We start from the raw sequence: 12,625 nt of genomic DNA on the forward strand, positions 1-12,625 counted from the left end.
ATCTCCTCCTTTTTAAGTGATAAACGCATCTGATTCCTATCGGATGTATTTATTTAATCACTATTGCTTAAGTATTTCAAGTGAAAATAAGCATATTTAAGTGAATATAAGTGATGTTAAGTAATTTTACAAGCTTCCCGGTTGTGCCTTCTTTATGATACAATCAAAAAATAAAGAAATCTTTACAAACCTTTTACATAGCGCGAAAGGATCTGACATGGCGAAAAGAAAACTGATCGAGCTGGACATCGTTCGGGCTATTGCGATATTGGCGGTGCTTACGATTCACGGTACGAGCGAAGCGACTGTGGAGCTGCCGTCCGGGAGCATCGGACAAAGCATCTATCTCGCGATCAACAAGCTGAGCAATTTTGCGGTGCCTGTGTTTATTTTTCTGAGCGGACTCGTTTTGTTTTACCGTTATTCCGGCGATTGGGGCGCCAGACAGGCGGCTCAATTTTATCGCAAAAGAATTCAGCAGATTGTCATTCCGTATTTGATTTGGTCGTTTTTTTACTACATCTACGACCAGTGGCTTGTCGACCGCACCCGCATCCGCTTGGACTGGCGTGAATTTGCGGAGCTTCTCCCCTGGTCGGATGCCGCATACCACTTGTATTTCATCGTCATTATCGTGCAATTTTATTTGCTGTTCCCGCTTTTGATGACGCTTTGCGCCCGTTTTGTCTGGTTCCGGCGGTTGCTTTGGCTTGTCGGGCTTACCATTCAAGTCGTTTTTTACGAAATCCAGCGTTACGGCTACTCCTTCGAGCACTCCGCATCACTGTGTGCGACGTATTTCAGCCTGTTTACGCTCGGGGGTTTTATCGGTTTGTATTACGATGCTTTTGTCGCGTGGCTGGGCAAGCATATCGGCTGGATTGCTCCGGCGGCGCTGCTTTGCGGAGGGGCCTTTATGATGCTGTTCGAGCTGGAGCAATGGAAGGGCATTTACTTACCCGCCATCTGGTACGAGCTGCTTTTTAACCTTTACCCCATACTCGCCTCGGCTGCGTTTATTTGGTTCGGGCGGCTGCTGACCGTCAGAGTGCCCCGGCTGTCGCAAGCTTTGCTTGCGCTTGGAGCCGCGTCGTTCGGCATCTATCTCGTGCATCCGTCCGTATTGTCCTTTTGGCGCACCTATTTTTTACCCGAGCAGGTGGGAGGCTACCATGTATATACCGTTACGGGTTTCCTCCTGAGCATGATTATCCCGTGGCTGCTGGTGCTCGGTTACGGCCGGATGTCCCGCGTGGTGATGCAGAAGAAAGTGCAAGTGCGCGCCTGAGCGGCGGACAGGTTCTATTTTGTCCCGCATCCTCATAAGCTGAAACTGGGACGCTGATGAAGATGGGAGTGAACGGCTCTGTGAAAGGAAAAGGGACGAAAAATATCGTGTACATGGCCATCGCCTTGGGGATGCTGTTTTATGCCGTCCCCCGGCTCGATATCGGCGAAGGCATGACGCTGCCGAACGTATTTGGCATAACGTGGATTTGCTTTGCCCTTATGGTTATCGCTGCGCATTTGCATGAGATTCTCGGCGTGGACGAAGAAGCGCGGAAAGAGATGAGCCGGGTGAAGAAGATGAAAAAATGGCAGTTCGAGCAGATGCTGCAGGGCAGACGGAAAATGCTGCAATTTAAAAAGTAACCGCAAGTACAAAGGTCCCGATTCCGTTGGCGGAATACGGGACCTTCGCATGAGGAAGCTCCTTCGAAGGTAATGGGTATACGCTTCGGAGGACTATTTCTTTTGACAGGCTTGATTCAGGTATAATTGGGAATAAGTGCCGTATGCCTGGTCTTACACAAGGCGGTCAGGATCCGTCATCAGGTTGGACATATTGTAGTTCGATTCGAATTGGACGCTTGTGCACAGCATGTTTTGTCTAACGGCGAACTCAAATAAAATTTCCCCGTGCGTCCAACGTTTCAGCTTCAAAGACTCTTTAGCCATCTTGTGAAACGAAACGATATGTACTTCTGACAGCCCCTTTTCCATCTTCTGCAATTGGTCGCCTTTGCTCTCCAGAGGGAAATGCCGGATTCCGAATTTACCAATCACGTTGTTGCGGATTTGGATGAAAATCGTCCCGGAAGTCAAATGAGCCAGCTCTTCCTTCAGTTGGCGAAATACGATGTCCAGCTGTCTGCCCAGCGGCATATGCTCCAAAATCATTGGGAACCTCCTTTCTTTTATGGAATATTATGTATGAACTGGTGCTGTAGCCCTATTATAAGTGAACCGTATTCAGAATTTCAACATATTTTTACAATATTTCGAAAATTTTTTGATTTCTCTACAATTTTGTAGAGATATGGCTGATTTGCTCGATATATGCTATTATATAATACAGAGTGATACAGTTTGTCTTATTCGAGGTGTAACAGTATGGAGCAGCAGGGAGCGCATCAGTCCACGAAGCATGAGCAAATTTTGCAATATATCGAAAGTCTCAAGGTCGGCACTAAAATTTCCGTGCGAAAAATTGCCGAAACCCTTGACGTGAGCGAGGGGACCGCCTATCGGGCGATCAAGGAAGCCGACAACCAAGGGCTGGTCAGCACAAAAGAGAGAATCGGCACCGTGCGCGTCGAGAAAAAGCAGCGGCAAAACATCGACAAGCTGACGTTCGCCGAGGTCGTGAACATGGTGGACGGCGAAGTTTTGGGCGGACGGGGCGGTCTTGAGAAAACGTTGAATAAATTCGTCATCGGCGCGATGGAGCAGGATGCGATGATGCGATATATCGAGGCCGGCAGTTTGCTCATCGTCGGCAACCGCAGCGAAGCTCATTTCGGTGCCCTGGAGCAGGGAGCGGGCGTGCTGATTACCGGGGGCTTCGATACGAGCGACGAAGTGAAGCGGCTGGCGGACGAGCTCGATTTGCCGATCATTTCGAGCAGCTACGATACGTTTACCGTCGCTTCGATGATCAACCGCGCGATTTACGACCGTTTGATCAAGAAGAAGATTTTGCTGATCGAGGATATTTTGGTTACGGGGATGCCGATTTACACGTTAAAAGGCCATCATACGCTGAAGGAGTGGCAGCGGATGAACGAGCAGACCGGGCACAGCCGGTTCCCGGTCATCGACGAGTGGAACCGCGTGATCGGCATGGTCACTGCCAAGGACCTGATCGGCGCCGAGCCGGAGCAGACGATCGACCGGCTGATGACGCGAAATCCGGTAACCGCCAGCCCGCAAACGTCCGTCGCTTCGGCCGCGCATATGATGGTGTGGGAAGGCATCGAGCTGCTGCCGATCGTCGACAGTAACCGCAAGCTCGTCGGGGTTATCAGCCGCAAGGACGTCCTGCGGGCGATGCAGTATATCCAGAAGCAGCCGCAAAACGGCGAAACGTTCGAGGATCTGATCTGGAGCGGATTCACGGAGGAGCGGGACGCGCAGGGGCAGCTGCTGTTCCGCGGGACGATCACGCCGCAAATGACCAACCATTTCGGCTCCGTTTCGGAAGGCGCGCTCACGACGCTGATGGCCCAGGCTGCCTACCATGTCGTGCAGGACGTGAAAAAAAGCGACCTTGTGATGGACAACATGTCGTTTTATTTTCTCAGGCCGGTGCAAATCGACAGCGTCGTGGAAATTCGTCCGAAAATCATCGAAGTGAGCCGCAAATTCAGCAAAATGGACGTGGAAATTTACCACGCCCAATCTCTCGTTTGCAAAGCTATGCTGACCGCGCAGGTGATCGATCAGTCGTAATTTCACTTTGGCGGACCTTGTTCCTTGTAACGGCTGAAGATGCTGTAGTTGCGGATGCCCGCAAACAGGTTAAACAGGCCGAGCAGCAAACAGACCGTCCCGAACACTCTGCGCGTCACCGAGTCGGTAAAGAAGAACAGCTGGGTGACAGCGATGATGGCGAGCATAATGCCGATCGAGATGTTCATCTGCGAGGTGAACAGTCCGCGCCGCCCCGGGTCGCTCTCTCTGCGGTAGCGGATGCTGAAGTAGACCGAGACGACCAGCATTACCACGATCAGAACGAACAGTATGGTTCGAATCGTATCCATGGAAAAATAGGCACTTCCTTTGCGATAGGTTATCTTTAACTGTAGCTATTTTCGACAAGAAAATCAATGAACCGTCTTGAAAATCGCATGCGCATATGGTAAATTATTGCTTACAAGTTAAACCTCGGAACGGAAGAACCGTCCATTTCACGAATGTATCGTGATTTGGGCGGTTTTTTGTTTTAACAAATCATGGGAAGGAATTGGTAGACGATTATGGGAAAATTATGTAATACTACGTGTATGATTCTACAATTTCGCTTAAAACGGGGGGAGAAAAGCGAAGCGGCGGTAAGAAGAAAAATGCTCGCCATCGGTTTGTTGGCATTGCTCGCTTGCGTGCCGCTGCTCGTCGAAGCTGCGAAGCAGTTTTCCGGCCGCGGGGAGCGCGTTTCGAATTGTTTCCGGGTAATATGCGAAGAGTCTTCTTTACGGTGGCAAGGGCATGCGGCGCTTTTATTCATTATCGGCGGGCGCGTGTCTGTGCCATTCCCGCCTTCCGGCGAATTCATGCTGGTGAACGGAGGGGATGGTGAGCGGAACTAAACATTCAACCAAGGGGTGGGTTTTGTGGTGAACGTTAAACAGATCAAACGGTGGCTGACTGCCGCGGGAATGGCGGTCGTAGCGGGAGTTTTTTTCGTTTTCCCGGCGCTGGCGGAAAATCCGGCCTTTTCGGATATCGCCGACCATTGGGCGAAAAAAGATATTTTGAATGCGGTTCAGGAAAAGTATGTGGATGGATACCCAAACGGAACATTCGAACCGGATACGTCGATCACCCGTGCGGAGTTTATCAAAATGATCGTCGCCGCGTTAAAGTTTCAGCCGAGGCTGGGTGCTGATGGTCCGTGGTATCAGCCATATGTCGATGCAGCTGTAGCGAACGGCATCCACCAGTATGAAGAATTTTATGGCGATAACATCATGAACGGGGCAATTTCGCGGGAAGAGGTATCTCGCCTTGCCGTTCGTGCGACCGGCCAAGCGAACTATGAAAGTAAAAAGTGGATGTACCTTGCTACGAGCAAAGGTATCATACAGGGTCTAGACGATACCGGGACGCTCGGGGAAGACCAGGTGACGACCCGCGCTCAAGCAATCACCGTCATCGAGCGGATCAAGAAGGTACGGGCAGGGGAAACTCTCCCCGTGCAAAAACAAGCCGTCAACCGGGCCGAGCTGAAATGGCATAAGACGAACATCTTTATGGTGATGCCGCAGTTTTTCGGGGCGGATGGGAAGAGCAAGATATATCCGGAGTTTCCTTGGGACGAAAGTAAATTGATTGTGGAAACACCAGATGGATTGTTTAAAGGCGCTCTTGATCAGTTAGTGGCAATCGATATGGAGGACCCAAACGACCCGAATCGCTGGATTTTGGGGGACATTGATGGGTTACTTTGGTCGGGGGCACCGTCTAAACCAGGTTATCCTATAAAAGATTACCCGCAAAGTTACGTACTTTTCTTTGACCGCCATACTAATTTTAACAATGATACTTCCAAATATGGAAGGAACATTTTATACGGATTCTATGGGATTACCTCCCCAGACCGAAACGCATTGTACGCCGGATCTCTTAATAAAATAGCGCCAGTATATGTAAAATCTCCCGGCGACTACCCAGCCTTCATCATTCCGAAAAAAGGTTTCGCATTAGACAATAATGAGATAGCTATCAGCATTTATGCTCCTGCATATGATTCGAGAGAAGATCAAAGCCGGTTCATAATCAAATCTTATGTACCTGATACATTGGGCAAGTAAACTGGGAGTGATGCCGTAGATGATTCGCAGAAGACGACTATCTTTACTCATGGCATTAACCCTAATTTTAGAACTCTTATTAAATATAGGGATTTTGCTTCCACCCTACGAAGCATCTGCTTCCGGAGAAATTACTGAGTCAGTAGACTTAGATTATGGCGACAGCGTCAGATTAAGTAGTACCGATCGTGCATATTCGACAAACACGCAAATAACGCCGGGTATTAGTATCTCCGGAAAATCGGGTAAAGTTATAAAAAGCATCAAGGTGACTGACAAGAACGGAACCGTCCGTGATGTTACGCCCACAAGTGCTATAGGAAGCCCCTCATATAGCGGGAGTTTGAGCGGCAATATTCCCGGTAAACAATTACATGTAAAGTCTAAGAATAATCAGTCCCTGAAAGCATATTGGGCATGGTATCGTTATAATGTGGGTGATCCACATGGAAAAGAGTGGTATGCAGTATTTGATAGTGCTGTGGGTGAAGTAACATGCCCTTCCTCATCAGCTCCAATGGAAACCGTCGCAGGATCATCAATGCGTGCATATCCCGGATGTACAAGCGCGGACTTCACGTCGCTTGAACTTTCGGCGAGTACAAACACTGTCAACGACTTCAGGGATGAAATACTTGATATTGTGCCAGCTGACGCTATTAAGAACGTGGCTCAAGATGGTAATCCACTGGTAAACACCGAGGTTAATATTCCGGGACCAGATGGTAGCGGAATAGATGGATTTGCTGATGAAAGTACAATCAATGACATATCTGTATCTCTTGCATCCGGAACCAGCTTTTCAGTCAAGTTCAAACAAGACTTTAATTATGCAAGCCCTTATTCCAAAGTGATCAATACTAACGGGGCTAAACTTATGGTGTATTTTTACGCCTTCAAAGTCGATTTGCAAGGCGAAACCTACGAGTATCCCAAGCAAGCTCAAGTCACATATGAAGACGCCGTGATTCCGGCCAGGCCCGACCTGATTCCGGTCAGCATCACCAGCGGATCGTCTTGCATCGTGGTAGGGGCCAGCACGACATTCACGTACAAAATTCGCAACAATGGACCGAACATACCGGGCAGCTTTCAAGCCAAAATCACCATGAACGGTAGCGATGTAAGCGGCAGTCCGTTCACCATTAACGGATTGGGAGAACTGCAAGAAAAAACGGGAACCTTTTCGTATACGTTCTCCTCGGGCGGTTCATATACGTTCAATTTTGTCGTGGATAGCGGTAATACCGTTGATGAGGGACCCGGCGAAGGCAATAACGCAAAGACGCAGGATGTTACGGTCCTATCCTCTTGCGGAGGCGGAGGACCGACCGATCCGCCGCCAACGGGTGGGAAGCTAACCGGCACTCTAACCATCGATAAACCCGAAATTGAGTGGGGCGACTCAAACCTGTTTACGGTCACGATCAACACGCCGCCGGACAGCTGCAAGCCGGAATCGGGCAAGTATTATATGTCCCAAGGTTCGATCGCGTACGAGACGGATTGGATTGCCGTGTATACGCCGACCAAGGATTTCTACATTTTCGATTACCATGACGAATATCCCGGCGGGATTCAAGATGGAACGGTCAAAGTCAGCTATACGATAAAGGACACATGCGGCGGTTTTTCATTGATTGATCCGAAAACCTTCGTCATCAAGCCGCAGCCGCCGAATAACAATCCGTCCATTGATATCGAATGGTTTAGCGCAATTTCCAACGAAAAAACCAACAATACCACGCAAGGGGAAAAGGTATTCCTGAAAGTGGTTTCCGTATCCGATCCGGACGAGAGCGCTAGCAAATTAACGGTGGAGTGGGACTTTAATAACCCCACCTTTACCCCATGGATCAAATCGCTGCCGGGTAAATACGGATGGACGCTGGCTTTCAACAAAATGCAGTATACGAATATCACCGCGGAAGTCCTCGGGCCCCATAGGGTATGTGCAAAAGTGACGGATTCACGCGGCGGTGTCGGCTCGGACTGCGCCGACCTGTATGTCACAGGCCCAAACCCGATCCCGAAAATCAATGGCGGAATCGCCGTCAAGGAGGGGCGAACCTTAACTCCGGAGCTCGATGCAAATGAGAGTTATTCGCCGGTTACCGGGCGGTCTATCGACCATTCCAGAGACGAGTGGTGGTATGAAGCGCAATGGGACGACGGCACCACATCCAACGTCAGCGGCCGGCCGACATCTTTTCCAAAATCGGGGAAAGTCACGGTGAATCTGCATGTCTTTGATAATACTGGTCTAAAGTCTCTTAGCCCTGACAAGCATGATATTACGGTCGTTCCCGATCAGCCGCCGGTTATACAATTTGAATATTCCGGAACGATCACAAGGGGAACGAAGTTTTTTAGAAATGCTTCGTACAGTCCTGACGGCGATACGATTGACGCATATCAGGTGTCTTACGGCTATGATGCAGGCAATAATGGCACCTGCAACCCGACCACGGTCATTTCGAACGATGCGAATTATTTTGCCTTTAATCCGCCATATGTCGGAAATTACTGCTTCCGCGTCTATGCCAAAGAAAACTTTGGGAAAGACGCCGTGAAAGATTACACGGTACAGGTCATCAACGACAACCCCGATGTGACGTTTACGGTAACGGGCACGGCCACCGAACCGATGCCGATGAATGTTACACCATTCAAACCATCGGATTTGGTCAATTGGACGGCGACCAGCCTTGATGCTTCCTGGATCATGAACGGATGGTCCGTTTCCGGCGAAGGCAGCTTGGTAAGTCCGCGAAGGGAGAGCGTGTCTCCCAATTTTAGCCCGTTCTCGCTGCCGCTAGGCGCAGAGAATTACGGTTTGTCCAAGCAAGACATTATAACACCTACCGGCGGAAACTATCCTACCGGCATTTTACTGTCACTGGGAAATAACGAGTTTGTCATTCTGCAGGTCATTAACACAGGGAACAAAATATATTTGGCAAGTACAACCCATAATCCGATTAGCATTTCATGCGGAGGAGTTACCGGGGGCTCCTGCGGCAGTTATGAGATAAGGGAAGATTTAGATGAAATTATCTTCTATGCCATAACGGACGGCTACTCCGGCAGTTTGAGATTTTATAATATCGGTTGGAATGTATATAAGATAAGTGCCTTGCGCAGCGGCTCCGTTTCGTCGATTAAAAGCGGATCGTTTCGCGCTACGTATGGCAGCGGTCCCGGATACAGCAATACCGGAACAATGCCTTCTTTTAGCAATGGGGAGAAAATGGGTGAAAACCCCCGTGTTCGGTTTAACACGGACTATAAAGTCATCAACAAAACGCAAAGAACGATTCAATCGTACCGGAAAGGAGAAACAGTCCCTTACAAAACGGAAACGTACACCACAATTCCGGCGGTGCCTGCCAGCTCGACAACCGCCTACCCGGGCTACTTGTGGCCTTGTAACGATCAATGTGTATTGGAGAAGTTTTTTACTAGCAGCTCCCTTCTGGATGCAAAAGGCAACTATTATACATGGGAAGCTCCAGGACTTGTTCGTTGGGACGGTAACACGGGAATGCCTTCAGTCGTAGGAAATATAGGGAGCGGCGGAGGAACCTTATTAGACATTTCAGCAGATGCCAAGTATGTGAAAGTTCGCGTGACGGTGTACGAAGATGACACCTATAAAGACGTGGAACAATATCGAAACGTTTCAACTGAAGCGACATTCGCCAGCAAGCCGAGTGATTTCGCTGAATTTTTGCCGCATTTGACGGGGTCTCCTTTATACGAAGTTTTTCAGAATGGATTTGGGGCAGGCAAAAAACCATCGGACTACGGCGATCTTTTGTATGATAAAGGTTCCGGGGCGGTGGTGGATAAGGAAACCAACATCATTCATAATGTTTGGAGCGGTAAGGAAGTCGATGCCAGTATCAAATTTATCAGCGATACCCAGTACGCTTCAGGAACCCAATTATATTCCTATGTGCCGTTTACGGGACAATCGCCTTACAGCAACGAAGCGGTTACGTTCGGACAGCTCTTCAATCCGTATTCCGCGCAGGTGGCTAACGGCACGATCTCATGGAGCATGAAGTTTCATAATCTCGATCACGTCAACATGCACGCCGGGCTCGGATTCCGGATCAAGGATTTTAAAAACATGTATCGCCTCGAAAACTATAAGGACAGCATCCAACTGGTCAAAATCGTCAACGGCAGGAAAACGACGATCGGCCAAGCGATGCGAACGATGACCAATGAGCGCTGGGTAACGTACCAGATTAAGCTGACAGGAAATCACATCAAGGTATATGAAGACGGCTCCATGGTCATCGACATTTATGACAGCTCGTATACGCAAGGAACGATCGGCCCTTATTCGGCGGCGGACAACACGGAATTTAAAGGCATCACGCTCCAATGGGCCACACCAGGCGCAAACTTTAATACGCCGGGCGTGGCAATTGTGGACACGAATGTCATTTACGATCCGACCTACTCGGACCCGGAAAACGATCCGAGGTTAGACCCGCGAACACAATGGTCTTATAATCACATCGATACGACCAAATTCCTTGATGCCGGGGATGGGAAATCTGGATTATCATCACTCCACGGACGCACCGTACAGACGGTATTCCCGAGCTTCGACAAGGTTGGCGTATACAAAATCGACTACCGGGTGCCGGACGATCCGCATCCGAATCACCGAATTGCATACGGCGATTACTTGTTTGAAGCGCATTCCAAGTATGCGGAATGGTATTCGCAGTATCTCATTGTTCATCGGAGGCCCATCGCCAACTTCAGCGTAGCTTTAGGCGCCGGGAACAAAGTCCAATGGACCGATTATTCCTACGATCCGGACCGTTGTTATAATTCTGGAGATTGCCAGCCTGCATACAGTGGAACCCGCGGCATTTTTGGTGAAAAGTATTACTACATCACGCCGAGCGGTAACTTAGTGCAAAGCCAGCTCACAAACCCGACGGAATCGGGCACGTATATCGTAGCGAAAGCCGTGCAGGACGAATACAAGGCATGGTCGGAGTATTACGAAACAACCATCTATATTTGTGACGGATGCACAGCTGCGCCGGATAACCCGCCAAGCGTCATACTGACGTTCCCGACCGGAACGTTTGACGCTCCGACGCCGGTTTCGCTGCAACCGACCATCACTTGGAACCAATACGATCCCGATCCGGGAACGATCTTCACGACCTTTAATTTGACGATTAAAGATCAGTGGGGTAATTGCACGGAATGTTTCAACAACAGGAGCATGAACACGACGCAAAACAACTGGGCGTGGACAATGGACACGAAGCTCTCCATGGGGGGGAAGTACCAAGTCCAGGTGCAAGTTTGCGCCGGTGAAAAGTGTTCGGACTGGAGTAATGTAGGCTGGATGATCACGAACCGGGCACCTTCCGCCAGCATGGCGTATCCGAGCAGCACATCTTCCAGCTACCCGGATATGACGAACCTGCTGCGGCCGACGGTAGGCTGGTATCAAAGCGACCCGGACCCCGGCACGACGTTCACTTATTTCAGGTTCCAATTCGATACGGATACCGACCCTACAAACGGAATGATCAAAGACACGGGGGAAATCTGGCAGAACACTACAGCAACGACGAATTGGTGGCAAGTAAATTTTGATCTGCCAACCGGCATTCCTATTGCTGTAAGGGTAATGACTACCGATGGTTATTTATGGTCCGATTGGTCAGGTTACACTTGGATATCAGTCAATCGGCCGCCATCTGTCGTGCTGACGTGGCCGACCGGCCCGCAAACGAATCCGGACGTGACGAATTCGACCCGGCCGACGGTAACATGGCTGCAGTCCGATCCGGATGCAGCAGCAGTATTCTCCAACTACCAGGTGCAAATTTTAAACGACTCTTTCGATGTTGCCGCTGACTCCGGTATCGTCGCTCAAAATACGACCGGCACCTTAGGAGCTTGGACGCCCAATCAGGATTTGCCGAGAAGCCGGTTATACGGGGTCCGCGTGCAGGTTTGGGATCAATACGGCGCAGCCTCGGGCTGGTCTTCCGTCACCTGGTTTTATATCAACGGACCGCCTGCAGTCGACTTCAGCTGGACGCCGAATCCGGCGTATGAACGCGATACGATCACGCTGATTAACCGGTCATCCGACCCGGACGGACACAGTTTATCTTTCACCTGGAGCGCAGCCGGTCCGGCAGGCTCGCCGGCCGTTCCGGTCCAGACGACGACGGATGCGACGATTTCGGGCGATATTACCGATTATCATCCGGGTGTTTACGTTGTGACCCTTACGGCCTGCGATCCGTACGGACTTTGCTCCAGCGTCACCAAGCCCGTCAATGTCGGGGATTTGACGATAACGGGGTTCGTGAAGCATTTTGACCAATGGAACCTGAATCGCCAAGCCTACAACCGCGCCAAAACGGGAGATCCCGAATTGCCGCGACCTTACGACATGTTCTGGGCCGGCGAAGGGTTTAAGCTGGAAGCGGACGTTTCGAACCCGGCGGTTTCCGTCAATGCGGGCATGAGCTACACGGAAATGAAAATCGCCTTAAGCGGCAGCGGCGGCGGACTGAAGTGGAACGGGGAGATGAAAAGAGACGATTTCGAGCAGCTTCCGGACGGAAATTATATATTTACGTTTACCGGCGTCTGGCCAAACGGCCATACGGAAGCGGACGTCAAAACGATCAAGATCAAGGGGTCTTGGACAGAGTATACCGATATTGTTCGAAAATATTAAGCAATGCCGCGAACCGTTTTCCAGCAGGAAGGCGGTTTTGCGGTTTTTTTATGCCGGAAAGGTTGCAGCT

At 50.0% G+C, this 12,625-nt stretch carries 7 protein-coding genes; 5 read left to right on the forward strand and 2 right to left on the reverse strand.

Annotated features, from left to right (window positions below; translation table 11 throughout):
- Nucleotides 1–217 precede the first annotated feature (217 nt).
- Both MYS68_RS36880 and MYS68_RS36885 read left to right on the forward strand, forming a co-directional pair.
- On the forward strand, nucleotides 218–1,288 hold the full coding sequence (locus MYS68_RS36880; protein ID WP_248930497.1) for an acyltransferase: 1,071 nt from the start codon (nucleotides 218–220) through the stop codon (nucleotides 1,286–1,288).
- Between the two features lie 80 nt (nucleotides 1,289–1,368).
- Nucleotides 1,369–1,653 (forward strand): hypothetical protein, encoded by a 285-nt coding sequence (locus MYS68_RS36885; protein WP_338043659.1) that lies wholly within the window; start codon nucleotides 1,369–1,371, stop codon nucleotides 1,651–1,653.
- Between the two features lie 153 nt (nucleotides 1,654–1,806).
- On the opposite strand, the gene MYS68_RS36890 is transcribed toward MYS68_RS36885, so the two are convergent.
- Nucleotides 1,807–2,181 (reverse strand): O-methyltransferase, encoded by a 375-nt coding sequence (locus MYS68_RS36890; protein WP_248930498.1) that lies wholly within the window; start codon nucleotides 2,179–2,181, stop codon nucleotides 1,807–1,809.
- Nucleotides 2,182–2,394: 213 nt separating this feature from the next.
- Between MYS68_RS36890 and MYS68_RS36895 the strand changes: the two genes are divergently transcribed.
- Nucleotides 2,395–3,732 carry a DRTGG domain-containing protein gene (locus MYS68_RS36895; RefSeq protein WP_248930499.1) on the forward strand — a complete coding sequence of 446 codons (1,338 nt, stop codon included), beginning with the start codon at nucleotides 2,395–2,397 and terminating at the stop codon, nucleotides 3,730–3,732.
- 2 nt (nucleotides 3,733–3,734) lie between these two features.
- On the opposite strand, the gene MYS68_RS36900 is transcribed toward MYS68_RS36895, so the two are convergent.
- On the reverse strand, nucleotides 3,735–4,043 hold the full coding sequence (locus MYS68_RS36900) for a YtpI family protein (protein WP_248930500.1): 309 nt from the start codon (nucleotides 4,041–4,043) through the stop codon (nucleotides 3,735–3,737).
- 573 nt (nucleotides 4,044–4,616) lie between these two features.
- Between MYS68_RS36900 and MYS68_RS36905 the strand changes: the two genes are divergently transcribed.
- Nucleotides 4,617–5,813 carry an S-layer homology domain-containing protein gene (locus tag MYS68_RS36905; RefSeq protein WP_248930501.1) on the forward strand — a complete coding sequence of 399 codons (1,197 nt, stop codon included), beginning with the start codon at nucleotides 4,617–4,619 and terminating at the stop codon, nucleotides 5,811–5,813.
- A gap of 877 nt (nucleotides 5,814–6,690) precedes the next feature.
- On the forward strand, nucleotides 6,691–12,555 hold the full coding sequence (locus tag MYS68_RS36910) for a CARDB domain-containing protein (RefSeq protein ID WP_248930502.1): 5,865 nt from the start codon (nucleotides 6,691–6,693) through the stop codon (nucleotides 12,553–12,555).
- Nucleotides 12,556–12,625: the final 70 nt, after the last annotated feature.

This window comes from Paenibacillus hamazuiensis, assembly GCF_023276405.1.
GTDB lineage: Bacteria > Bacillota > Bacilli > Paenibacillales > NBRC-103111 > Paenibacillus_AF > Paenibacillus_AF hamazuiensis.

Excerpts from the sequence above, each read along its gene's own strand:
- MYS68_RS36890 (WP_248930498.1), bottom strand. The coding sequence starts at position 2,181 with ATGATTTTGGAGCATATGCCGCTGGGCAGACAGCTGGACATCGTATTT.
- MYS68_RS36895 (WP_248930499.1), top strand. The coding sequence starts at position 2,395 with ATGGAGCAGCAGGGAGCGCATCAGTCCACGAAGCATGAGCAAATTTTG.
- MYS68_RS36900 (WP_248930500.1), bottom strand. The coding sequence starts at position 4,043 with ATGGATACGATTCGAACCATACTGTTCGTTCTGATCGTGGTAATGCTG.
- MYS68_RS36880 (WP_248930497.1), top strand. The coding sequence starts at position 218 with ATGGCGAAAAGAAAACTGATCGAGCTGGACATCGTTCGGGCTATTGCG.
- MYS68_RS36910 (WP_248930502.1), top strand. The coding sequence starts at position 6,691 with ATGGTGTATTTTTACGCCTTCAAAGTCGATTTGCAAGGCGAAACCTAC.